Source organism: Ruegeria sp. N11 (assembly GCF_056531525.1).
On sequence record NZ_JBQFLX010000003.1, the window covers coordinates 87,927 to 111,034 of the forward strand.

General features: G+C 60.7%; 24 protein-coding genes. 14 read left to right on the forward strand and 10 right to left on the reverse strand.

Going from position 1 to position 23,108, the window contains the following annotated elements:
• Positions 1 to 87 precede the first annotated feature (87 nt).
• From eno to ACR0J8_RS04095, 3 genes are all read left to right on the forward strand, one after another.
• On the forward strand, positions 88 to 1,362 hold the full coding sequence (eno, locus tag ACR0J8_RS04085; RefSeq protein ID WP_480522437.1) for a phosphopyruvate hydratase: 1,275 nt from the start codon (positions 88 to 90) through the stop codon (positions 1,360 to 1,362).
• A 214-nt stretch (positions 1,363 to 1,576) separates the two neighbouring features.
• The gene (locus tag ACR0J8_RS04090) at positions 1,577 to 2,050 is read left to right on the forward strand and encodes a hypothetical protein (protein ID WP_170805560.1); all 474 of its coding nucleotides are present in this window, start codon (positions 1,577 to 1,579) and stop codon (positions 2,048 to 2,050) included.
• A gap of 65 nt (positions 2,051 to 2,115) precedes the next feature.
• Positions 2,116 to 2,283, forward strand: coding sequence for a hypothetical protein (locus ACR0J8_RS04095; protein ID WP_170610563.1), 168 nt, complete (start codon positions 2,116 to 2,118; stop codon positions 2,281 to 2,283).
• Here the strand turns inward: ACR0J8_RS04095 and ACR0J8_RS04100 are convergent.
• The 3 genes from ACR0J8_RS04100 to mazG form a co-directional block, all read right to left on the reverse strand.
• A complete protein-coding gene (locus ACR0J8_RS04100; RefSeq protein WP_170610566.1) occupies positions 2,280 to 2,729 on the reverse strand; it encodes a GNAT family N-acetyltransferase in 450 nt (149 codons plus the stop codon). The two genes, ACR0J8_RS04095 and ACR0J8_RS04100, sit on opposite strands and share 4 nt — an antisense overlap.
• The gene (locus tag ACR0J8_RS04105) at positions 2,726 to 3,667 is read right to left on the reverse strand and encodes a nucleoside hydrolase (RefSeq protein WP_480888914.1); all 942 of its coding nucleotides are present in this window, start codon (positions 3,665 to 3,667) and stop codon (positions 2,726 to 2,728) included. Before ACR0J8_RS04105 ends, ACR0J8_RS04100 begins: the two co-directional genes overlap by 4 nt.
• Positions 3,668 to 3,731: 64 nt before the next feature.
• Positions 3,732 to 4,589, reverse strand: a complete 858-nt coding sequence (mazG, locus tag ACR0J8_RS04110) for a nucleoside triphosphate pyrophosphohydrolase (protein ID WP_170677449.1) — start codon at positions 4,587 to 4,589, stop codon at positions 3,732 to 3,734.
• A 66-nt stretch (positions 4,590 to 4,655) separates the two neighbouring features.
• On the opposite strand from mazG, the gene ACR0J8_RS04115 reads away from it, so the two are divergent.
• The 4 genes from ACR0J8_RS04115 to ACR0J8_RS04130 all read left to right on the forward strand — a co-directional run bounded on the left by ACR0J8_RS04115 (position 4,656) and on the right by ACR0J8_RS04130 (position 8,283).
• Positions 4,656 to 5,819, forward strand: coding sequence for a M20 aminoacylase family protein (locus tag ACR0J8_RS04115; RefSeq protein WP_480522434.1), 1,164 nt, complete (start codon positions 4,656 to 4,658; stop codon positions 5,817 to 5,819).
• 12 nt (positions 5,820 to 5,831) lie between these two features.
• Positions 5,832 to 6,800, forward strand: coding sequence for an agmatinase (speB, locus tag ACR0J8_RS04120; protein ID WP_480522433.1), 969 nt, complete (start codon positions 5,832 to 5,834; stop codon positions 6,798 to 6,800).
• Positions 6,801 to 6,864: 64 nt separating this feature from the next.
• The gene (gene speB, locus ACR0J8_RS04125) at positions 6,865 to 7,812 is read left to right on the forward strand and encodes an agmatinase (protein ID WP_480522432.1); all 948 of its coding nucleotides are present in this window, start codon (positions 6,865 to 6,867) and stop codon (positions 7,810 to 7,812) included.
• A gap of 63 nt (positions 7,813 to 7,875) precedes the next feature.
• Positions 7,876 to 8,283 carry a DUF1499 domain-containing protein gene (locus ACR0J8_RS04130; protein ID WP_480522431.1) on the forward strand — a complete coding sequence of 136 codons (408 nt, stop codon included), beginning with the start codon at positions 7,876 to 7,878 and terminating at the stop codon, positions 8,281 to 8,283.
• On the opposite strand, the gene ACR0J8_RS04135 is transcribed toward ACR0J8_RS04130, so the two are convergent.
• Complete coding sequence (locus tag ACR0J8_RS04135; RefSeq protein ID WP_321252546.1) at positions 8,224 to 8,511, reverse strand: hypothetical protein; 288 nt, start codon at positions 8,509 to 8,511, stop codon at positions 8,224 to 8,226. The genes ACR0J8_RS04130 and ACR0J8_RS04135 overlap by 60 nt on opposite strands.
• Before the next feature lie 63 nt (positions 8,512 to 8,574).
• Between ACR0J8_RS04135 and prfA the strand changes: the two genes are divergently transcribed.
• The 3 genes from prfA (at position 8,575) to ACR0J8_RS04150 (ending at position 11,299) form a co-directional block, all read left to right on the forward strand.
• Entirely contained in the window at positions 8,575 to 9,630 is a 1,056-nt protein-coding gene (gene prfA, locus ACR0J8_RS04140; RefSeq protein ID WP_480888988.1) for a peptide chain release factor 1, read from the forward strand.
• Positions 9,627 to 10,472 carry a peptide chain release factor N(5)-glutamine methyltransferase gene (gene prmC / locus ACR0J8_RS04145; RefSeq protein ID WP_321252548.1) on the forward strand — a complete coding sequence of 282 codons (846 nt, stop codon included), beginning with the start codon at positions 9,627 to 9,629 and terminating at the stop codon, positions 10,470 to 10,472. The genes prfA and prmC overlap by 4 nt, the downstream gene beginning before the upstream one ends.
• A gap of 239 nt (positions 10,473 to 10,711) precedes the next feature.
• On the forward strand, positions 10,712 to 11,299 hold the full coding sequence (locus ACR0J8_RS04150; RefSeq protein WP_170610596.1) for a DUF4167 domain-containing protein: 588 nt from the start codon (positions 10,712 to 10,714) through the stop codon (positions 11,297 to 11,299).
• Positions 11,300 to 11,351: 52 nt separating this feature from the next.
• Here ACR0J8_RS04150 and rsmA read toward each other — a convergent pair whose 3' ends face one another.
• The 5 genes from rsmA to lptG all read right to left on the reverse strand — a co-directional run bounded on the left by rsmA (position 11,352) and on the right by lptG (position 17,747).
• Complete coding sequence (gene rsmA / locus ACR0J8_RS04155; RefSeq protein WP_480522430.1) at positions 11,352 to 12,194, reverse strand: 16S rRNA (adenine(1518)-N(6)/adenine(1519)-N(6))-dimethyltransferase RsmA; 843 nt, start codon at positions 12,192 to 12,194, stop codon at positions 11,352 to 11,354.
• An 84-nt stretch (positions 12,195 to 12,278) separates the two neighbouring features.
• Positions 12,279 to 13,244, reverse strand: coding sequence for a 4-hydroxythreonine-4-phosphate dehydrogenase PdxA (gene pdxA, locus ACR0J8_RS04160; RefSeq protein WP_480522429.1), 966 nt, complete (start codon positions 13,242 to 13,244; stop codon positions 12,279 to 12,281).
• The gene (locus tag ACR0J8_RS04165) at positions 13,241 to 14,494 is read right to left on the reverse strand and encodes a peptidylprolyl isomerase (protein ID WP_480522428.1); all 1,254 of its coding nucleotides are present in this window, start codon (positions 14,492 to 14,494) and stop codon (positions 13,241 to 13,243) included. Before ACR0J8_RS04165 ends, pdxA begins: the two co-directional genes overlap by 4 nt.
• On the reverse strand, positions 14,485 to 16,647 hold the full coding sequence (locus ACR0J8_RS04170) for an LPS-assembly protein LptD (protein WP_480522427.1): 2,163 nt from the start codon (positions 16,645 to 16,647) through the stop codon (positions 14,485 to 14,487). The genes ACR0J8_RS04165 and ACR0J8_RS04170 overlap by 10 nt, the downstream gene beginning before the upstream one ends.
• The gene (lptG, locus tag ACR0J8_RS04175) at positions 16,647 to 17,747 is read right to left on the reverse strand and encodes an LPS export ABC transporter permease LptG (RefSeq protein WP_480522426.1); all 1,101 of its coding nucleotides are present in this window, start codon (positions 17,745 to 17,747) and stop codon (positions 16,647 to 16,649) included. The genes ACR0J8_RS04170 and lptG overlap by 1 nt, the downstream gene beginning before the upstream one ends.
• A gap of 229 nt (positions 17,748 to 17,976) precedes the next feature.
• Between lptG and ACR0J8_RS04180 the strand changes: the two genes are divergently transcribed.
• Genes ACR0J8_RS04180 through ACR0J8_RS04190 form a run of 3 tightly spaced genes read left to right on the forward strand, consistent with a single transcriptional unit; the run spans position 17,977 to position 20,982 of the window.
• Positions 17,977 to 19,443, forward strand: coding sequence for a leucyl aminopeptidase (locus ACR0J8_RS04180; protein ID WP_480522425.1), 1,467 nt, complete (start codon positions 17,977 to 17,979; stop codon positions 19,441 to 19,443).
• Positions 19,444 to 19,447: 4 nt separating this feature from the next.
• Positions 19,448 to 19,906, forward strand: coding sequence for a DNA polymerase III subunit chi (locus ACR0J8_RS04185; protein ID WP_480522424.1), 459 nt, complete (start codon positions 19,448 to 19,450; stop codon positions 19,904 to 19,906).
• A gap of 29 nt (positions 19,907 to 19,935) precedes the next feature.
• Positions 19,936 to 20,982: an aldo/keto reductase gene (locus ACR0J8_RS04190; RefSeq protein WP_480522423.1), complete on the forward strand. Its 1,047-nt coding sequence runs from the start codon at positions 19,936 to 19,938 to the stop codon at positions 20,980 to 20,982.
• Between the two features lie 64 nt (positions 20,983 to 21,046).
• Here the strand turns inward: ACR0J8_RS04190 and ACR0J8_RS04195 are convergent, their stop codons facing one another.
• On the reverse strand, positions 21,047 to 22,033 hold the full coding sequence (locus ACR0J8_RS04195; RefSeq protein ID WP_480888915.1) for a GlxA family transcriptional regulator: 987 nt from the start codon (positions 22,031 to 22,033) through the stop codon (positions 21,047 to 21,049).
• 131 nt (positions 22,034 to 22,164) lie between these two features.
• Between ACR0J8_RS04195 and bcoG the strand changes: the two genes are divergently transcribed.
• Positions 22,165 to 23,082, forward strand: a complete 918-nt coding sequence (bcoG, locus tag ACR0J8_RS04200) for a 3-dehydrocarnitine:acetyl-CoA trimethylamine transferase BcoG (RefSeq protein WP_480522422.1) — start codon at positions 22,165 to 22,167, stop codon at positions 23,080 to 23,082.
• The last annotated feature ends 26 nt before the right edge of the window (positions 23,083 to 23,108 follow it).

Consider the following 23,108-nt stretch of genomic DNA (forward strand, 5'->3'; position numbering starts at 1 on the left):
GCGTGTTAGCGATAACATGACCGGTTTACTTTTCACCCGGTGATGGTATGAGGCGTGCAACTGAACGCAGCCACAGGGACGGGCCTTATGAGCACCATCATCGACATCCATGCACGTGAAATTCTGGACAGCCGGGGCAACCCGACGGTCGAAGTGGACGTGATCCTGGAAGACGGCACCATGGGCCGCGCCGCTGTGCCCTCTGGCGCATCAACCGGCGCCTATGAAGCGGTGGAAAAGCGCGATGGCGACAAGTCGCGCTATATGGGCAAGGGCGTTCTGGAAGCCGTCGCCGCCGTGAACGGTGAGATCGCGGAAGAACTGGTGGGCTATGACGCGACCGAGCAGGTGGCGATCGATCAGGCGATGATCGAACTGGACGGGACCGAAAACAAGGGCCGTCTGGGCGCAAACGCAATCCTGGGTGTCTCGCTGGCGACTGCCAAGGCCGCAGCGGATTTCACCACGCAGCCATTGTATCGCTATGTGGGCGGCACTTCGGCCCGTGTTCTGCCTGTACCGATGATGAACATCATCAACGGCGGTGAACATGCAGACAACCCGATAGACATTCAGGAATTCATGATCATGCCCACCTCGGCCGCGAATATCCGCGAAGCCGTGCGCATGGGGTCCGAGGTGTTCCACACGCTGAAACGCGAGTTGTCAGCCGCTGGTCTGGCCACCGGTGTCGGCGATGAGGGCGGCTTTGCCCCCAATATTGCATCCACCCGCGAGGCTCTGGATTTCATCCTGCAGTCCATCGAAAAGGCAGGCTACAAGCCGGGCGAGGAAATCCACCTGGCGCTGGATTGTGCGGCAACCGAATACTACAGGGACGGCAAATACGTCCTGTCGGGCGAGAATATCTCGCTGACGTCCGAGGAAAATGCCGAGTATCTGGCGGCGCTGGTCAAGGATTACCCGATCATCTCGATCGAAGACGGCATGTCCGAGGATGACTGGGACGGCTGGAAAGCTCTGACCGACATGATCGGCGACAAGATACAGTTGGTGGGTGATGATCTGTTTGTAACTAACCCGGCGCGTCTGGCCGAAGGGATCGAGCGCGGTTGTGCCAACTCGATGCTGGTCAAGGTAAACCAGATCGGATCGCTGACCGAGACCCTGCGCGCTGTCGATATGGCGCATCGCGCACGCTACACCAATGTGATGTCGCACCGCTCGGGCGAGACCGAGGACGCAACCATCGCTGACCTGGCGGTTGCAACTAACTGTGGTCAGATCAAAACCGGCTCGCTCGCGCGGTCGGACCGGCTGGCCAAGTACAACCAGTTGATCCGGATCGAGGAGTCACTGGGTGAGGTCGCGGAATATGCCGGAGCATCGATCCTGCGCTGAGTCGGAGCCTTTCGGCAAAAATAATAAGAATCCTGACTGAAGATCATTGCGGAGTCAGATGCTTTGGCCCGCGTGTCAAAAAAACATGTTCCTCCCTCGCCGATTAGGCGGGGGCGGGGTACGGCATTTCAGTGAATTGGGGATAGGTGCCTCGGACAAGAGTTCCCGTAGTCGCCCGGTTCATGCCATTCGGCAAGCAGCTTGGGAAACATGATTGTTTGACGGGTTCTGGCCGAGTTGTGGGGCGCAGCAGTGTGGTAGAACCGAGCTGATCAGCAATCGGGTCTATGTTCGCCCATCCAGGGCTTGGGAGAACCAGAGCGGCGTCAAACAGGTGCCAGATCGGTTGCTCATTCTATGTGTTACAAACGATAGGGCTTTTGATGGGGGGCGTTTTCAAGCTGCCGCCTTGCTGTCTGTCACTGGAGCATGTGGTGAAAATCTCAGTTCTCCGTATCGCTTTCAGGTTGTGGCAAAGGGGCGCGTTTTGTCGCGAAAGTGTAAATTTCGGGATGCGAGGACAGAAAATATTCAAAAAATCCGAGACGAAATTAGGAAAACGCTCGAAAAGTCCGATCGCTGGATCGTCTATGGTTATCAATGCTCTAGCAGTGAATATGCTGGTCAAAAGACCGCGAAAACAGACATATCGGCGGAAAATGGCCGAGTATTATATCGTTATGTGTGAACTTGTTCCTAACGGCGGTGTCTCAACATGAGTTATCCTGATTGCATTGCAGAAAGGAGCTCACGATGTCTGTATCAAAATTCCTTCTGATGGTTTCGGCCCTGTCCGTATCCTTCCTTGCGGCCTGCGCAGGACCCGATACCTACCCGATCACAGGGATGCAGGTGTCTCAGGATGACCCGGTTCAGGAAATGTATAACCCCGATGTGATCTTCCGCGGGGAAAGCCGCTAGAGCGTTCTGCTCATCAGCATATAGCGGTCGCGGGCCTTGAAGCCGCTGCGCAGGTAGAGTTTTTGCGCAGCGTCATTGGTGCGATCGACTTCCAGATGCAGGGCCGTCACTCCGGCCTCGGCAAGGGCTTTGGGCAGATCGTGCAGCACTTCGGAAGCGATACCGCGTCCACGCACGGCCGGGCGGATGTAGATTTCATCGACAAAGCCGTCCATGCCGCCGAACTCGACCGACCACCCGAAAGTCAGGATGATATAGCCCAGCGGAGCCCGGCCGGGGCCAATCAGGTATATGCACCCATGCGGGATTCCTTCCAGAAGGGGACGCAGAGCTTCGCGCCGCTGGTCGGCATCCTGTTCAATTCCGGTCTCGGCATGGAATGCGGAAACCAGCGTCATCAGGCGGTCCAGGTCGTCCGGTCGGGCGAGGCGGAGTGCTGCGGTCATAGCCGGGCCAGCCTTTCTGTAAGTAGTGCAAAGAAACCATCAGCGTCCACATCGCCCATGAATGTGGCGTTTGGTGCGCGGTCGGTGACGCCCCACCAATCTGCGACGGTCATGCCCATGGTCAGTTCTGAATGGGTTTCAATCTCGACATTGACGTGACGCCCGCTGAACAGGTCGGGACGGATCAGATAGGCGGTGACGCAGGGATCGTGCAGCGGAGCGCCTTCGCTGCCATATTTGTTCATGTCGAACCGCTCGAAGAAATCTGTCATTTCGGCCACGGCGATGCCGACCTTGTTGCCGAGCGCGCGGAAGGCGTCATTTCGGGGTCTGGTGACAAGTGCCTTGTGAGTGACATCCAGCGGCATGACGACGATAGGCCTTCCGGATTTGAGCACGATATCAGCAGCTTCCGGATCGACGTGAATGTTGAATTCCGCTGTTGGGGTGATGTTTCCGACCTCAAAATAAGCCCCGCCCATCAGGACAATTTCCTGAACGCGGTCGACAATGTCGGGGGCCTTCTGAAACGCCGTTGCGATATTGGTCAGCGGACCCAGCGGGCAAAGCGTCACGGTCCCCGGTGCCTGTGTACGCAGGGTGTCGATGATAAAATCGACCGCGTGGCCTTGCGCCAGCGGCATCTGCGGGTCGGGCAGAACAGGGCCGTCCAGGCCGGTTTTACCGTGCACATGTTCCGCAGTGATCAGAGGGCGGTTCAGCGGGCGGTCGCATCCGGCATAAACGGGCACTTCGGTGTGACCGGCCAGTTCGCAGACGATACGCGCATTCTTGGCCGTCAGTTCCAGCGGCACGTTTCCGGCGACGGCGGTGATGCCCAGAACCTCGACCTCTTCGGGGCTGGCCAGCGCCAGCAGGATGGCGACGGCATCGTCCTGTCCGGGATCGGTGTCGATTATGATCTTGCGGGCGGTCATGCTCTGCCTCCGGGGGTGGTGAAGGTCGGACACTGACAAGCTGAGCGTGTCTTGTCCAGTTGTTTCAGGCCCCGGTTGTTGCGCTTACCGGCGGGAGTTTGCCATTGGCGCGGTGTTCCTCGATTTTCACCTCGTCCCACAGCGCATCCATCTCGGCCAGATCACTTTGGGTGGGCGTCTTACCGCGTTCGGCCAGCCGGGCTTCGACCTTCTCGAAGCGGCGGGTGAACTTGGCGTTTGTGCGGCGCAGGGCGGCCTCGGGTTCGATGCCTAAGTGGCGGCCAAGGTTGACGATCACGAACAGCAGATCACCGAATTCGTCCTCGAGCGCGTCGGCATCCATGCTGTCGCGCGCCTCTTCCAGTTCAGCGGCCTCTTCCGTGATCTTGGCCAACACGTGGCTGGCATCGGGCCAATCAAATCCGACCCGGGCGGCGCGTTTTTGCAGTTTATGGGCACGCAGCAGGGCAGGCAGGTTGGCCGCAACCCCGTCCAACGCTCCTTTCTGTTTCTTGCCTGCACGCTCTGCCGCCTTGATGGTTTCCCAGTCCGCTGTCTGTTGTTCGGCGGACTTGTCGCGGGACTCGTCGCCGAACACATGCGGGTGGCGGTCGACCATCTTGTCCGACATGGTGCGAACCACGTCCTGAAAGGTGAAATGCCCAGCCTCTTCAGCCATTTGCGCGTGAAAGACGGATTGAAACAGCAGGTCTCCCAACTCGCCCTTCAGCTCGTCATACGCCTCACGTTCGATGGCGTCAGCGACCTCGTAGGCTTCTTCGATCGTGTAGGGGGCGATGGTCGCGAAATCTTGTTCGATATCCCACGGACAGCCCGATTCGGGGTCGCGCAGGCGGCGCATGATTTCCAGCAAGCGCTCGATCCCAGCGTCAGAGTCGGTGATCAGCGGATTTTCAGCCATTGCGAAGCCCCTTGTTCCGGTGTCAGATGCATCCATCCCGCAGCTTGGATCAGGAGTCCACCCCCGATGCCCGTCGTCAACCGAATTGCCGATTTCTCTGCCGATATGGCCGCATGGCGCCAGCACCTGCATAAAATCCCGGAACTGGAGTTCGAATGCCATGAAACGGCGGCTTTTGTCGCGGACCGTCTGCGCGAGTTCGGCGTGGATGAACTGCACGAAGGCATCGCCAAAACCGGCATGGTCGCCATCATCAACGGGCAGGGTGAAGGGCCGACCATTGGCCTGCGTGCGGATATGGATGCGCTGCCGATCACGGAGGAGACTGGTGTCGCCTATGCCTCGACGAATCCGGGCAAGATGCATGCCTGCGGCCATGATGGGCACACGACCATGTTGCTGGGGGCCGCGCGGTATCTGGCCGAGACACGAAATTTCCGGGGGCGGGTTGCACTTATCTTTCAGCCCGCCGAGGAAGAAGGCGGCGGGGCCGGCGTGATGGTGGAAGAAGGCATCATGGACCGGTTTGACATCTCGCAGGTCTATGCGCTGCACAACGCGCCGGGCATTGCCGAAGGGGCGTTCCACACAACGCCCGGCCCGATCATGGCGGCGGTCGACACGTTCGAGGTGCATATAAAGGGCAGGGGCGGCCATGGCGCGATGCCGCATGAAACCCGCGATCCGGTGATGGCGGCCTGCGGTATCGCGCAGGCGATCCAGACCATCGTCAGCCGCAATAACTACGCGTTGGATGATCTGGTGGTTTCGGTCACGCAGATTCATACCGGAACCGTGAACAACGTGATTCCCGACACGGCCTATATAAACGGCACCGTGCGCACCTTTGATCCCAATGTGCAGAAGATGGTGATGGAGCGGATGGAGCAGATCGTGCAGGGGCAGGCGGTATCCTACGGTGTCGAAGCGCGGCTGGACTATGACGTCAGTTACCCAGCCACGGTTAACGATGACGCCAAGGCGGTATTTGCGGCTGAAGTCGCCCGCGAGGTTTCCGGCGATGACCGGGTCACGGCCAATAGCGGGCGCGAGATGGGGGCCGAGGATTTTTCCTATATGCTGCAGGCACGTCCCGGCGCATATCTGTTTCTGGGACAGGGTGAAGGTGCAGGACTGCATCACCCGAAATACAACTTCAACGACGACATCGCACCGATCGGGGCCTCATTCTTTGCCCGGATCGTGGAAAAGGCGCAGCCGCTGGGCTGACAGGGAGAAGACATGGCACTGGAAGACGCAAAAAACCAAGTGGATGAGGCGTTCACCAATCCCGACCTCAAGGGGTTGTCCTACGAGAACACGTTCGGGGGCGCGACCTCGTTCCTGCGGCGGCTGTATACCAAGGATCTGAACGGAGTTGACATCGCCGTGACAGGCGTACCTTTTGATCAGGCCGTCACCAACCGCCCCGGCACCCGTCTGGGCCCCCGCGCGATCCGCGAGGCCAGCGCCCTGCAATCGCCCGATGCGCCTTATGGCTGGCCCTTTGATGCGCTCAGCGAACTGGCCATCGTCGACTATGGCGACATGGCCTACGACTATGCCAACATCCCGGCCTTTCCCGACACGCTGACCGATCACATCCGCACCATTCTGGAGGCGAATGTCGCCTCGGTCACGCTGGGCGGGGACCACTACATCAGTTTTCCAATCCTGAAGGCCTATGCCGAGAAATACGGGCCGATATCGCTGCTGCAATTCGATGCGCACACGGACACCTGGGCCGATGACGACATGTCCCGCGTGGACCACGGCACGATGTTCTACAAGGCGGTGAAATCCGGGATCGTGGACCCGAAGCGCTCGGTTCAGGTGGGGATTCGCACACACAACGAGGATACGCTGGGCGTCAACATCATCGACGCGCGCGAAGTGTATGAGTCCGGCCCTGCCGCCGTGGCGCAGAAGATCAAGGGTATTCTGGGCGACAGTCCCGTTTACCTGAGCTTTGACATTGATGGGCTGGACCCTGCCTTTGCACCCGGTACCGGGACGCCTGTCTGGGGCGGGCTGACCTCGATCCAGACGCAGATCATTCTGCGCGACATCGCCGGGATCAACATCAAGGGCGGCGATGTGGTCGAGGTTTCGCCTCCGTTCGACACCTCCGGCGCCACCGCGATTGCCGGGGCGCATGTGGCGACGCAGATCATTTGCCTGCTGGGCTGGAACAAGCTGGCTCCGGTTTAACATTTGGTTAGTCATACTTCCGGTATTTGCTTGATTGTGTGACCGGGCAGAAGGGAAAACAGGCATGGCAGATTTCAACCAACCGATCAGCGGCAATGATCTGGCCCGGTTTTCGGGACCGAACACCTTCATGCGCCTTCCGCAGGCGGCCTCGCTTGAGGGGCTGGATGTGGCGGTTTTGGGTATTCCAATGGATATCGGCACCTCGTGGCGGTCGGGCACGCGGTTCGGGCCGAAACAGATCCGAAGTGAAAGCGCGATGATCCGGCCCTATAACATGGCGACATTCGCCGCGCCGTTTGACAGTTTGCAGATTGCCGATATCGGCGATCTGGCGATCAATACGTTTTCGCTGGCTGACAGTCTGACGATCATAAAGGACAGCTATGACGGCATTCTGGCGCAGAACGTGACCCCGGTGGCGATGGGGGGCGATCATTCGATCACCCTGCCGATCCTGCGCGCGATTGCGGCAAAGCACGGTTCGGTCGCCCTGGTGCATGTGGATGCCCATGCGGACGTGAATGACGAAATGTTTGGCGAGCGTGAGACCCATGGCACCGTCTTCCGCCGCGCCTACGAAGAGGGGCTGATCATTCCCGACAAGACCTTTCAGATCGGAATTCGCGGGTCCGGTTACGCCGCCAGCGATTTCACTGAAGCGAAGGGATGGGGTTTCCGCCAATATCCGGCCTGGGAACTGTGGCAGCAGAACCTGACCGAGATCGGCTCGCTTATCCGCAAGTCTGTAGGGGATCATCCGGTTTACATCACCTACGACATTGACAGTCTGGACCCGGCCTATGCGCCCGGCACCGGGACACCCGAGATTGCGGGGCTGACCACACCGCAGGCGCTTCAACTGATCCATGCGCTTGGGGGCATGAATGTCGTGGGCTGTGATCTGGTCGAGGTTTCGCCGCCCTACGATCCGTCCGGCAACACGGCGCTGACAGCGGCGAACCTGTTGTTTGAATTGATCTGCATCCTGCCCGGAGTGACGTCACGATAACCGGGGTCGCATATTGCCCCGCATCCCGATCCGGCTAGGGTTTGTCAAAGGGTTGGGATCGGGATGACAAAGATGGTGCTGTGGCTTTGTGTTGCGCTGGTGGTTGGACTGGCGGCTTTCATACGGCTGGCTCCGTCCGATCCCGTGACATGGCACGTCGCGCCGGTTGGTAACTCGGACCGGGACATGAAAGGCGGCGTGGTGCGCGTGGTTGAAACCGGTCCGGACGGGTTGGCGCGTTTCGATACAATTGCAAGGGCCGCTCCACGGACAACGGTTTTGGCCGGGTCGGTTGGTGATGGAATGGTGACATATGTCACCCGAACACCGACATTAGGGTTTCCCGATTACACAACGGCACAGCAAGACGGGGACATCCTGCGCATTCACGGCAGATTGCGGTTCGGGCGTTCAGATTTTGGGGTAAACCGGGTTCGTGTCGACCGGTGGTTGGCTTTGTTGCAGCCCTGAGGACAGGCACCCCTCCTGCACCTCGCGCCACATGGGGACGTTCAGTGACATCTGGCATTGGGCCATGAACATGCGGCCATCGACCTGCAGGCAGATCATCTCTCCCAGTTCGACGCGGGTGCCGGATTTATCGGTGCAATAACAATCCTGAACCTTGCCGCCGGGGCCGACCACATCGGCCATGGCAGGTGCCGCGCAGAGGGCAAGAACAAGCACGATCCGTTTCATGAATAACAGCTTAGCACAAGGCTTGCCCTTGACCAAAGCCCCCGGATGATAGACACCCCGCGCATGATCCCCGAAGAACGCCTTGAACAGATAACTCAGCGATTCCAGTACCTCGAAGCGGCCATGGCAGATGGCGCGTCGGGCGGTGATATTGCGGCATTGGCCAAGGAATATTCTGACCTCAAGCCGGTGGTTGATCAGATCATGGCCTGGAGACAGCTCGTGGCCGATCTGGCCGAGGCAAAGGTGATGCTGGCCGACCCCGACATGAAGGAACTGGCCGAGGAGGAAATCCCGGCGTTGCAGGCACGTATTCCCGACGCAGAGCACGCGTTACAACTGGCGTTGTTGCCGCGGGACGCAGCGGATGCGCGCCCGGCGATGTTGGAAATCCGTCCCGGCACCGGCGGGGATGAGGCCGCATTGTTCGCCGGAGACCTTTTGCGCATGTATCAGCGCTATGCCGAAGCGCGGGGATGGCAGTTCGAAATCATCGAGGAGCAAGCCTCCGATCTGGGCGGGATCAAGGAAGTGGTGGCCCGTATCAAGGGTGACAACGTCTTTGCGCGCATGAAATACGAATCCGGCGTGCATCGGGTGCAGCGGGTGCCAGAAACCGAAAGTGGCGGACGAATTCACACCTCGGCGGCTACGGTGGCAGTTTTGCCCGAGGCTGAGGACGTGGATATCCAGATTGACGCGGGTGACATCCGCATCGACACGATGCGGTCTTCCGGTGCTGGTGGTCAGCACGTGAACACCACCGACTCGGCCGTACGGATCACCCACCTGCCCAGCGGCATCGTGGTAACCAGTTCCGAGAAATCCCAGCACCGCAACCGCGAGATTGCGATGCAGGTGCTGAAAACGCGGCTTTACGATCTGGAGCGGCAGCGAATCGACAGCGAGCGTTCGGCGGATCGGGCCAGTCAGGTCGGCTCGGGCGACCGGTCCGAGCGGATCAGGACCTATAATTTCCCCCAAGGTCGCATGACGGATCACCGTATCAATCTGACTCTGTACAAGCTGGATCAGGTGATGCAGGGCGATCTGGAAGAGGTGATCGATGCGCTGACCGCAGATGATCAGGCGCGGCTTCTGGCCGAGATGGCGCAATGACCGGGGCGCAGACTGCGGCGCAGGCGATGGTGGCGGCAACTGCCCGGCTGCGCGCGGCAGGCGTTGAAGATCCGGCGCGGGACGCGCGGCTGTTGCTTGCTCATGCGGCCCGGATCGAAGCCAGCCGGGTCACTCTGATCGCGCCCGAGGAGCTGTCGCCGGATATCGCCGAGCGCTACGACCAGCTGATCTCGCTTCGGGCCATACGCGTTCCGGTCTCGCACCTGTTGGGAGAGCGCGAGTTTTACGGCCGCCGGTTTCGCGTCAGCCGTGATGTTCTGGACCCGCGCCCCGAAACGGAAGTATTGATTGAAGCGGCCCTGAGCGAACCTTTTGACCGGGTGTTGGATCTGGGGGTCGGGTCCGGTTGTATTCTGATTACGCTGCTGGCCGAGCGGCGCAGCGCAACCGGGGTTGGTGTCGACCTCAGCGAAGCCGCCTGTTTGCAGGCCAGCGCCAATGCGGTGCAGCATCAGGTGCAGGCCCGCATCGATGTCTGGCATTCCGACTGGTTTGGGGCGGTTGATGGCATGTTTGACCTGATCGTTTCGAACCCGCCTTATATCTCGCTTTCCGAAATGGAGGAGCTTTCCCCCGAAGTACGCGAACATGAACCGCGACTAGCGTTGACAGATGAGGGCGACGGGCTAGATGCGTATCGTCGGATCGCGTCATCGGCCCCGGATTTTCTGTCGCGGGGCGGGCGTCTTCTGGTCGAAATCGGACCGACGCAGGCCAACTATGTGTCCGCGTTGTTTGATGCCGCCGGACTGGCGGAAATTCGTGTCATTTCCGATCTGGACGGGCGGGATCGGGTAATTGTCGCAAGAATGCCCGGTTAGGCCCGAAAACTGAGGCTGAAATGCGCCTGCGAAAGTAAAAAAGCTGCGAAATATCCGATAAACCCCTTGTCTGCGCGGGCAGGACATGCTTACTCAGAGTAGTCAGCGAGGCTGGCGCTTTTGCAGCGCACCCCTGACGCCAAGCCCAAAAAAGTCGATGACGCGGTACGGGACAAGCCTCTGAGCAGCGTAAGGTACGGGTTGATCGACAGCGAATGACAAGGCTGACGTAAAGTAAGATGAGATCTTCAAAATCCCGCTCGCGGGCCAAGAATAACCGCAATCGCCCTTCTGGTGGTAACGTCGTAAACCGGGTTTTCGACAGTTCAGGCCCCGAGGGCAAGGTGCGTGGCACGCCGCAACAAATCATTGATAAGTACAATCAGCTGGCGCGTGACGCGCAGTTGTCCAACGACCGCGTGGCGGCCGAAAATTTCCAGCAGCACGCCGAGCATTATCTGCGCATGCTGAGCGAAGCGCAGCGCGAGATTGATGCGCGCCGCGAAGAGCAGGAGCGCCAGAATCGCGAGCGCCAGGCCGAACGCGATCGCGAACGCGCCGAACGTCAGGAACGTGAAGCTGCCCGCCAGGCAGACCCGGCCGAGGCACCGCAGCCCGACGTGATGGATTTCGGTTCTGAGGAGGCAACGCCGGAATCGGGTCTGGTCGAGACGCCGGAAAGCAAAGAGGATGCGCCGGTCGCCGAAACGCCCGAGAAAAAGGAAAAACCCGCGCGCAAGCCCCGGGGCCGTAAGCCCAAGGCCGCGCCTGCACCTGCTGAAGAAGCGCCTTCAAGTGAAGGCGACGCGCCGGAAGCGGCTGAGTAAGCGCTCGTATCGGTTGAGAAGAAGCCCCGGGTTACGCCCGGGGTTTTTTGTTTCAGCCTTTGGAAACTTCACGCGCCAGCGCGCAGAAGGCTTCCAGAGGGACCTGTTCGGCCCGTTCCGTGGGCTGGATACCGGCAGCCAGCAGACGATCCTCGATATCCGGGGCCACGCCTTTCAGCGAGGCGCGCAGCATCTTGCGGCGCTGGTTGAATGCGGCGGCGACCACGCGGGACAGTGTTGCAGCATTTGCCGGGAAACGCGGCTCGGGCAGGGCGGTCAGGTGGACCACTGCGCTTGAAACCTTGGGCGGCGGAGTAAACGCGCCGGGCGGCAGGGACATGGCAATACGCGCCTCGGCTCGCCACTGGGCCAGGATAGCGAGGCGGCCATAGGCCTTGCTTCCGGGTTGGGCGACGATACGCTCGGCCACTTCGCGCTGGAACATCAGAGTCAGGCTTTGCCAGAACGGCGGCCATTTGGGCGGTGTGAGCCACCGCACCAGCAGTTCGGTGCCGACATTGTACGGCAGGTTGGCTGCGATGCGAATCGGCGGGGTCAGATGGGCCAGAGGGTCGATTTCCAGAGCGTCGCCGTTGATTACTTCGAGCCGGCCTGGATAGGCGGCGGCGATGTCGTTCAGGGCGGCGATGCAGCGCGTATCTTTTTCGACCGCGACGACCTTGCGCGCGCCTTCGGACAGCAGGCCACGGGTCAGTCCGCCGGGGCCCGGCCCGATTTCCAGCACATCGCATTGGGTCAGATCCCCGGCCTGACGGGCGATCTTCGCGGTCAGGTTCAGGTCGAGCAGAAAGTTCTGACCCAGCGACTTGCGGGCCGAGAGCTGATGTGACGCGATGACTTCGCGCAGAGGGGGGAGGGTGTCGATTGCGCTCATGATCCGATTACCGTGGCGCGGGTTGGTGGGTAAGCGCCAGAGGTTTTTTGCCTCCGGCGGGGATATTTTCGGCCAGGTGAAGGATCAAGGGGTTTGTGCCATCTGTTGGGCAAGCTTCAGGGCCTCGATCAGGCTTGTGGGATTGGCGATTCCTTTTCCGGCGATGTCCAGTGCGGTGCCGTGGTCAGGCGACGTGCGTATGAAGGGCAGGCCCAGCGTTACGTTTACGCCCTTGTCAAAATCCAGTGTCTTGATCGGGATCAGGGCCTGATCGTGATACATGGCGATTGCGGCATCGTATCGGGCGCGGGCGGCGGCGTGGAACATCGTGTCGGCCGGATGGGGGCCGGTGACGGTGTAGCCGTTGGTTGGCAGGCCTTTCAGAAGCGGCGCGATCCAGTCCAGTTCTTCCATTCCCATTTTGCCGCCTTCGCCAGCATGTGGATTGAGGCCCGCCACCGCGATACGGGGGTGTGCGATGCCGAATTGACGGCGCAGACCGTCAGCCGTGATTGCAATGGTGTCGCGCAGCAGATCTGGTGTCAGTTCGGACGGCACGCGGGACAGCGGGATGTGGATCGTGGCGGGCACGACGCGCAGATTGGAACTGGCCAGCATCATCACCGCGCGCTCCTGACCGGCGAGGGCTGCCAGAAACTCGGTATGTCCGGGGAAGGAAAACCCGGCCCCGTCGATCAGGGCCTTCTTGTGAATGGGCGCGGTGCATAGCGCCGAGGCCTCGCCCGAGCGCACGAGGTTGACGCCCAGTTCAATGGTATCGATGACCGACGGCGCATTGTCCGGATCGGGATGGCCCGGTCGGTTGGGCGCGGGAAATTCCATGTGCAGCACAGGCAGGGCCTCGGCACTGACGGCTTGCGCCTGCGATGGTGCGCTTATTTTGCGGATCGGGGTGCCTTTGGGCAGGTGTGCAGCGTCGCCGATATAGAAAAACGGGCAGGCGCCGTGCAATTGGGACCATGCGCCAGCGGCGATTTCAGGGCTGATCCCGGCCGGTTCCCCGCAACTGAGCGCAATGGGGGCGGTCATTGCGAGATGATGGTCGCATCGGCCTTCATCTGTTCCAGAAGACTGTCGGCAAAGGCTTGCAGGCGCTGCTGGGTCAAGGCATTCGCAATGTCCTGGCGCGTCGTGTCCTCTCCCCTGTCCAGAGTGCGGGTGCACAGCATCAGGAACATCAGAGTCTGCCCGTTGTTGCGGGTGAGCGTTGTCGACACCTCGTTGTTGTCCAGCTTGGCCAGTTCCAGCGCAACATCGCGCGGGATTTCCGACGGGGCCGCGGACACACGATCCAATGCTGCAGCCGGCTGATCCTTCGCGATGCCATAAAGGTCGTCGCAGGTGTCGATCTCTTCCTTCAGCCTGTTGGCCCGGGTCAGGGTTTCCGCGCTGCGCCCGCCGGGCAGGTAATACGCGGCATAGTCGATCTCGGAATACCGGGGCGCGGCGGTCGAAACCTCGCGAACGCCGCGCATCTGGAACAGGGCGACAGCGTTGGGCAGCGACAGCGGCGCGGTGATTTCGCCGTTCTTGAGGCCCAGAAGCACCGGTTGCAGGGCCGGGGGCAGGTCGGTCAGGCCCAGCCATTCCAGCCTGCCGCCATTATCACGGGTAGCGGCGGCTGAGTACTGTGTGGCAGCGGCAGAGAAGGCGTCATAGCCTTCGAGTTTCGAGATTTCGTCTGCCAGGACCTGGGCCTGAGGCAGAGTTTGCGGGGTCACCGGGATGATGATTTCAGACAGCAGAACCTGCAGGCCGCCATTGCCGCCTTGTCCCAGTGCGCGGTTGATCTCGTCTTCCGAAGGGCGGGACTGGGAAAGAAAGCGTGTGCTGATGAACTCGCGCCAAGCCAGTTGGTTGGCGACCAGATCCCGCACGGTTTCGCGATCGACCCCTTCATTTTTAAGGGCATTGAGGAATTCGTCGGACGACAGCTGACCGCGGGATGCGAATTCGTCGATACCGACCTCAATGTCTTCGGGTGTTGCCGTGATGCCGGCATCGCGCAGGGCCTGATTGCGCAGGCTGTCTTCAATCAAAGCTTCGCGCACCTCTTGGTCTGAACTGCCGGGAACGCCCAGAACGGTCAGCAATTGCTGGCGTTGCTGCAACTCGTACCAGGTGATGATGTCCTGATTGACGCGGATCGCCGGCGAGAACAGGCTTTGGGCCGAGATCTGCCCGGCTGCGAGCGTGATGACTGCGGCAGCAAGTGCCGGAATGGCCCGCCTGATCCAGCCGGAACGAATAAACCTTGAGAAACCTGATTTCAGCTGCATGATCTTTTGTACTTCTTACCGCCGCCGTCGATGGCGTAACCTGTCAGGGCAACGGTAAACCCGAATTCCGTCGAAGGCTCAATACTTGATGTTGATGTGAAGCGTCGGCTGACGCTCATGTTAACCTGAACACATTCGTTCTGATAGGTCAGTCCAAACCCGTACCGGATCGGTTCGTCTTCGCTGAGGTCATAGCGCGCCTCGGCGCGAGTCAGCCAGTTCTCGTCTATTCTGTAGCGCCCGTTCACCCAGAATTCTGAGATTTCGTCATCCACGTTCTCGTCCGGGTCAGGCTCCTGCCAGACATAGCTGCCGACGATTGCATCGTCACCGCGCGCCCATTGACCACGCAGTTCGGCTTTTGCAAAGCTGAAATCGCCGTTGACCAGGCCGCGCCCGCCAATGGACCAGCCCTTGACCGTGTCTACCTGCCCGGCAATCAGCAAATCGGAAGACGTGCCTTGAAGGCCGGATGTCAGGTTGAAGGCCGGGTCGGCATCGGCGCGGAAAACCTGACCTATCGTTGCCAATGCACGTGAGCCATTGATGCCGTACCGCGCCCAGTTGACGCCCACAACGCCGGTCGGCCCGTCTTCACGGCGGTCAACTGCGGGAAAGCGGGACAGGGAAAGCAGATCACCCTGATCGAATTCCTGAAATGTGCTTTCGTCAATCGGCACGTCATTGGTCGACACATGGGTCCACCCGACCTGAGCGATAGGTTCCAGCACCTGCGAGGCACCGGATGCTTCGCGGCGCTGCATCGGATAGCGCAGGGTCATTGCCGCACGAGGCGTGAGCCGGTTGACGTTATCCGCGAAATTGCTGTCGTGCCGGATGTTGAACCTGTCCACCGACGCACCGAACTGAGCGTCAGCCCGTAATCCGGTGGCGAATATCCAACTGCGCAGCCACTCGGCGTCAACGGTGGCGCGCGCCACATCGCGCCCAGTGACGTCCGTATCGCTGGTACGCTCGTAGGCATGGCTGAGAAATGACAGGCGGACTTCGCCTCCAACCCCTTGGGGGAAGTAACGTTTCTGGTAGTTCAGGTCGAAAATTCGCGACGGAATTTCATCCTGATCTTCGCTGTCACGCAGCGTTTTGTAGTGGATCAGGTTGGTCCTGAAGGCCGTATCCCGTTTGATCCGCTCAAGCGCGACCTCGCTACGCAGGCGGTCGTAATTGGGCAGGCCATAATCCGCCAGATAACCGTCGTCAGACGTGGTGTTGATGCTGAACAGCAACCGGAAGTCGTTCTTCAAGAGAAAAAAGCCACTTGCGAACAGATAGCCGCGATCCTGGTTCGGCTGGATGTCGTCACGTGTGTAGGCCCCTTCGATGTTTATGCGGCCTGTTTTGAACGCTTGCCGGTACCGGTAGCCCAGCGTTCGTGTGCCCGAAGACAGGTACGGGGTCAGGGTCAGGTCCTTGTGGTCACCGAGCTTGAAGAAGTACGGCACCTGAACGCCGGTCCCAAGCTGCGAGGTGGTTCGAATGGACGGTACAAGAAACCCTGTCGCGCGTTCCAGTGTCGGATCCGGCAGGCGCAAATACGGAAAATAGAAGACAGGGAAATCCAGCACACGGAACTGCGCGCCTTCGAAATACAACTGCCGCTCCAACTGGTCGTGCGTGACCTTGCGGGCGCGAATCTGCCACAGTGGCGCACGACCGTCGGCACAAACATGGCAGGACGTGGCCGAGACCTTGCTGAGCTGCGTGTAACGACCGGCGGCGCGGCGCGCCTCGACCGAGGCGATCTGGGTCTGCTGGTCGAACACCATGCGCGCACCGATCAAAAGGCCGTTCTGGATACCGTTGTCCAGTTCCGCCGAATCGGCCAGAATCGTGGTGCGGCCTTCCTGATCGATCCGGATCGGTCCCTGCAGTTCGAGCGAACCGGTTTCACGATCATAGATGATGCTGCTGGCCGTCAGTTTGGCGTCGCCCTGAAACGCCTCGACATTGCCTTCGGCGATCAGCTTGCGATCCGGAGTGATAAAGATCTTGTCTGCGACCAGAAGGGCCGGAAGGTCCTGCGGTTCAGCCGCTTGCCCGGCATTTGGTGCAGGCGCGGACTGCGCTGTAGCGATAACTGGCGCGCTGTGGATCAGCGCACCGGACAGCAACAAGGGTAGCAAGTGCCGCATCAGCCGTCCTCCGCGTGCAGCAACAGGCCCAGCGACAGAAGCAGCGCGGCAAAGGGTGGAGCCCAGGCCGAGACGTAGACCGGCAATTGTCCGTTTTCCCCCAGGATTTGCGCAAAATTGCGGATAAAATACATGGCAAAGCCCAGTAGAACGGCGGTCAGCACAGCGATGCCTGTGCCGCCGAAACGCACGTGGCGCATGGTAAAGGCAGCACCGATCAGGACCATCGAGACCAGAAAGAAGGGCCGCGCGAGTTCGGATTGCAGCCAGACCTCGTATTGCTTGGTCGAGAACCCGGCCTGTCCCAGATCGTTGATCAGTTGCGGCAGATCATAGACCGAGACAGAGTCCTGCTGGCCCAGTGAATCCAGGATGCGCTGACGGGTCAGGGACGTGGGCAGGTCCAGCCGGTCATGCGTCACCGCATTCAATTCGGGGTTTTCGTCATCCTTCAGGGACCAGATCTTGGCGTCCTGCAGGACCCATCTGCCATCTTCCAGCCGTGCTTCGTCAGCGACGATCTGCTGGGTCGGCTTGCCGTTTTGGCCAAAGGTGATGATCGTGACACCGGTCAGATGCAGGATGTCGTCATTCTCGGTGCCCTGCGCGTGAATGACCGATTGCCCGTCCTGCGCCCCTTGTCGCAGCCACAGGCCATCGCGACTGATGGACAGGGTCGAACGGCCGTCGTTGCGGTAGCTGTCCGCCAGACGCCGGTATTCTTCGGACGTTGCCGCAGCGATCGGGTTCAGCAGGGCCACGGCCAGCGCACCGATGATCAGCGCCAGTACAACCGGCGCAGCCAGAGCGCGGATGCCGGACCGCCCGGTTGCGCGGGTCACAACCAGTTCGGAACTGCGGGCCAGGCCGATGAACAGGGCAATGGTCGACAGAATGATCAGCAGAGGCAACATCTCGCTGATGGCAGCGGGTGTGTTCAGCAAAGTCAGCTGTAGCAGGCGCCCAAAAGACAGGTTGGAATCGTCAAAACGACGGATCTGTTCGATCAGATCGATCAGAATCATCAGTGTCAGAAAGATGCTGCCAATGACCAGAAAACTTTGCAGGAATCTGCGGGCGAAATAGCGGTCGAGGATCACGACAGCGCCCTCATCAGCCCGAAAAAGCAAGGGGCCGGGCCAAATTTGCCGGAAGGTGATTTTCTGCGCGACGGCTTGTGCCTGCCGTTTGGTGCCAAGTCTTGTCCCCCGATGCCTGTCGGTTCTTTTTGCGGGACTTTAATGCAAATGACGGCTGGGGAAAACTGCTATCTGGTCAAGCCGCGCGGTGCGGGCTAGGTCTTGGGGAACAGATTTTGAGGAGTTTGCAATGAGCAGTCTGGTTCCAGTCCGTTTTCAGGCCTTCGATGTGGATGCAATGGCGCAGGCTGAGGGGCGCGTGGCGATCATCATTACGTCAGAGGGAAAAATGGGTCCAGCCGCCCGTCGCGCCAATCGCCTGACACGTGGTGCGGTTGCGCGACTGGTTGAAAGTGAGAAGTTCGGCAAGGCCAAGACCGGGGAAGTCATCTCGCTGGGCTGGCCGGGTGGGATGGCTGCGGAAGCGCTGGATGTTCTGGTGCTGCCGCGCCGGCCTGAGCGGGCAGAGGCGCGCAAGGCGGGTGCGGCACTGGCCAAGCTGGCAGCGGGCACGGATCTGCTGGTGATGGCGGCCAATCAGCTGCGGTGCGAAGATCTGGCCATGGGTATCGCGATGCGCAGTTACGATTTCGATGCGCACAAGACCAAGGACGCGGAGGAACCTGGCACCGTCACCATCAGCCACGGCAAGCATGACGAGGTCGAGGCCGCCTTTGCGCCGCTTTATGCCGTGGCCGACGGCGTGCGGATGACCCGTGACCTGACCAACGAACCTGCCAACGTACTGACCACAACCGAGTTCGCCGATCGTCTGAAAGAGATGGAGGCGCTGGGGCTTGAGGTCGAGGTTCTGGAAGAGGACAAGCTGGCCGAGTTGGGAATGCGCACATTGCTGAGCGTCGGACAGGGGTCCGACAGCCCCTCGAAAGTGGTGGTGATGCAGTGGAACGGGGGCGACAAGGACGATGCGCCGCTGGCGCTGGTCGGCAAGGGCGTCGTGTTCGACACCGGCGGCATTTCGTTGAAGCCCGCCGGTGGCATGGAAGACATGACGATGGACATGGGCGGCGCGGGCGTTGTGGCGGGCACCATGCGGGCGCTGGCAAAACGCAATGCAAAGGCCAATGTCGTCGGGCTGGTGGGGCTGGTCGAAAACATGCCCTCGGGCAATGCCACGCGGCCCGGTGACGTGATCACCTCGATGAAGGGCGATACGGTCGAGATCATCAACACCGACGCCGAGGGGCGGTTGGTTTTGTGTGATGTCATGTGGTATGCGCAGGAACGGTTCCGGCCCGTTGGCATGGTCGATCTGGCCACGTTGACAGGTGCGATCATCATCGGTCTTGGACATGAAAATGCCGGTGTATTCTCGAACAACGACACGTTCTGCGATGCGTTCCTGAAATCTGCCGGGGCCGAAGATGAGGGCGCGTGGCGGCTGCCGCTGGGCGAGGCCTATGACAAACAGTTGAAATCACGCATTGCGGATATGAAAAACGTGGGCGGACGGCCTGCGGGTTCAATCACTGCGGCGCAGTTCCTGCAACGGTTTGTCAAGGAAGAGACGCCGTGGATTCATCTGGACATTGCCGGTGTTGCCTCGGTTTCAACCGAGACGTCTTACGCTCCCAAGGGGGCCACGGGCTGGGGCGTGCGCGCACTGAGCCGGTTCGTGCAGGACAATTTCGAGTAATCGGATGGGGGCCGTCTATTTCTATCACCTGACCCGGCAGCCTTTGGAGCAGACCCTGTCGGAGCTGCTTGACAAGGCGCGGCAGGCCGGGTGGCGGATTGCCGTGCGGGGGACCGATCCCGCGCGGATGGACTGGCTGGATGAAAAACTGTGGCTGGGTCCCGAGGAGGGGTTCCTGCCGCATGGTCGGGAAGGCGGGCCGCATGATGTGGCACAGCCCATCCTGCTGACCACCACGGCGGATGCCGCAAATGACCCATCCTGTGTGATGGCGGTGGATGGCGCGCCGGTCGAGGCCGACGAGGTTGCCGCGTTGGAACGGGTGTGCATCCTGTTCGATGGCAACGACGAACAGGCCGTTCAGCACGCACGGGGGCAGTGGAAGGCGCTGACCGCCGCGGGATGCTCGGCGCAATACTGGTCCGAGGCGTCGGGGCGGTGGGAAAAGAAGGCCGAGGCCTGATTTTCGAAAACAAGTCAGGAGAGTGACGGATGAAAACCAAGCCTCTGGGCCGTACGGGCATCATGGTGTCGGACCTGTGTCTGGGCACGATGACGTTTGGCACGCAAACTTCAGAACCCGAGGCGCATGCGCAGATCGACCTGGCGTTGGATGCCGGGGTCAACTTTGTGGATGCGGCCGAGATGTATCCGGTGAACCCGGTCTCGAAAGAGACGGTCGGGCGGACCGAGGAAATTCTGGGCAACTGGAATGCCGCAAACCGGTCACGACAGGGCGACTATGTGTTGGCCACCAAGCATTCCGGCGCGGGGTTTGCCCACGCCCGCGACGGCGCGCCAATCACCGGGCAGACCATCCCCGAGGCCATCGAAGGCTCGCTGCGGCGGTTGCAAACGGATTGCATTGATCTCTACCAATTTCACTGGCCCAATCGCGGCAGCTACATGTTTCGGCAAAATTGGGATTATGCGCCATCGGGGAAGAATACCGGAGAAGTTCTGGAGAACATGCAGGAGTGCCTTTTGGCGCTGCAGGCGCAGGTGGACAAGGGCAATATCCGCGCATTCGGCCTGTCGAACGAAAGCGCCTGGGGCACGGCACAGTGGCTGCGGCTGGCCGAACAGACAGGCGCGCCACGGGTCGCGTCTGTACAGAACGAGTATTCGCTGCTCTGCCGCCACTTCGACACCGACCTGGGTGAGTTGAGCGTACACGAGGATGTGGGCCTGATGGCCTTTTCCCCTTTGGCCGCAGGGTTCCTGACTGGCAAATACCAGAACGGGGCAGTGCCGGCCGGATCGCGCATGTCGCTGGTGCCCGCAATGGGGGGACGCAAGTCCGCGCGTGTCTTTGACGCAGTGGCGGCCTACCTCGAGATCGCGGATCGCCACGGGTTGGACCCGGTTCACATGGCGCTGGCCTGGTGCCGGACCCGACCTTTCATGATGTCAGCCATCTTCGGGGCCACGAGCGTCGTGCAGTTGGAGCATATACTGCGCGGTGCCGATCTTGAATTGTCGACGGACGTTTTGACCGAGATAAATCAAGCGCACCGGGCCCATCCGATGCCGTTCTAGGGGCGCAGCCCCCGTCGCCAGCGGTGTCTTCCTCGAGGTCTTTCTGAACAATTGAGCGGTTTGGTCAGTGATGCGTGGGCTGGGTCCGGTATTGCCTCAGGTCACGGGCCGAGAGGCCGTGGGCCGTACGGAAGGCGCGGGCAAAGCTGGATTGTGAGGCGAATCCGGTGGCCAGGGCCACATCCATCAGTGGCATGTCCGTGTCGGTGACAAGGCGGCGCGCCTCGGCCAGGCGCAATTGCAGGTAGTGGTCCTGCGGCGTGGTGTTCAGGCGCAGACGGAATTGTTGTTGCAGGGTACGGGGACTGGTGCCCAGACGGTCGGCGATATAGGCCAGCGGCAGTGGTTCGTCGAGCGAGGATTCCATCAGCGAATTGGCGCGGGCGGTCAGGGCAGAATGGCGATGCGGTGCGCCGGTGCGGCTTTGGGGTTTCGAAGGTTGCGGCGCGCCTTCGTAGAGGAACAGGCCCGAAACCCGCGCGGCGAAGCCGGCGCCATGGCGGGCGGCTATGAGGTGAAGCATCATCTCGACTGCGGGAATCGCACCACCCGAAGTCAGGCGGCCTTCTGACACGGTGAAACGGTCCGGGCGGACGTCGACTTCGGGGAACCGCGCGGCGAAGCTGCTGAGGTCTTCCCAATGCGTTGTGGCAGGGTGGCCGTTGAGTAGGCCGGCTTCGGCCAGCAGCCACGGTCCGCCATCGATACCGGCCATGGTGGCGCCGGTGCCGGCAATGCGGCGCAGGCCAGCCAGCAGACTGGGCGTGGCATGGCGGGCGAGCTGGAACCCGGCGACGACAATCATCAACTCGCAGCTTTGCAGCCGGGCCAGGGGGATCCCGGGCACCTGCAGGGCGCTGGTCAGCATTGCAGGTTCAGCCGTTGCGGTGACGTAATCCCAGTCAAAGGCCGGGCGGTCTGCCAGACGGTTGGCCGCGCGCATTGGATCAACGGCCGAAGCGAAGCTGAGCGTGTTGCATTCGTCCAGCACCAGTACCGCCGTTTTCAGGGCGCGATGTTCGGGCTGAAGTATGTTTTTTGCGGATTTCATCAAGTTCGATTCGCATTCTGGCAAGTGTTTTCCCAAGGCTGCGTCAGAGTCGGCAGCAACGCAAATCAGAATCCGGGGAAAAGCCTGGGGAAAACCCAAGGTGAAGCCGGGTATAACTTGGGGAAAACGCAATGCCTCTGGAAATGAACCGCGAAGTCTTCATCACTTGTGCTGTCACCGGATCGGGCGGGACGCAGGATCGCAGCCCGCATGTGCCGCGCTCGCCCAAGCAGATCGCCGAAAGTGCGATTGCCGCGGCCAAGGCTGGCGCAGCGGTGGTGCATTGCCACGTACGCGACCCGGAAACCGGCGCACCGTCGCGTGACCTGGCCCTTTATCGCGAAGTCACCGACCGCATTCGCGATGCCGAGGTCGATGCGGTTCTGAACCTGACCGCCGGCATGGGCGGCGACATCGTTTTTGGCGGGATTGAGAACCCGTTCCCTGTCAATGAAGCCGCAACGGACATGATCGGTGCGTCCGAGCGTGTGGCGCATGTTGCAGAGTGTCTGCCCGAAATCTGCACGCTGGACTGCGGCACCATGAACTTTGCCGAAGCCGATTACGTCATGACCAACACGCCCGGCGCGTTGCGTGCCATGGGCAAGATGATGACGGACCTGGGTGTGAAGCCGGAAATCGAAGCGTTTGACACCGGCCATCTGTGGTTTGCCAAGCAACTAGTGAAGGAAGGTATTCTGGAACCCAGCGCCCTGGTCCAGCTTTGCATGGGCGTCCCCTGGGGCGCGCCGGATGATCTGAACACGTTCATGGCGATGGTGAACAATGTGCCAGATGACTGGACCTTCAGCGCGTTCTCGCTGGGACGGAACGAGATGCCGTTTGTTGCCGCCTCGGTTTTGGCGGGCGGCAATGTGCGCGTCGGGCTGGAAGACAATCTGTGGCTGGAGAAAGGCGTGCTTGCCGAGAACTGGCAGTTGGTGGAGCGCGCGGGCAACATCATCGAAAACATGGGTGCACGGGTGATCGGACCGCAGGAAGTGCGTGAAAAGTTGGGGCTGGTCAAACGGGCTCCGGTAGCGAAGTGAGAACGGAGCGGTACTTGGGGGCCCAG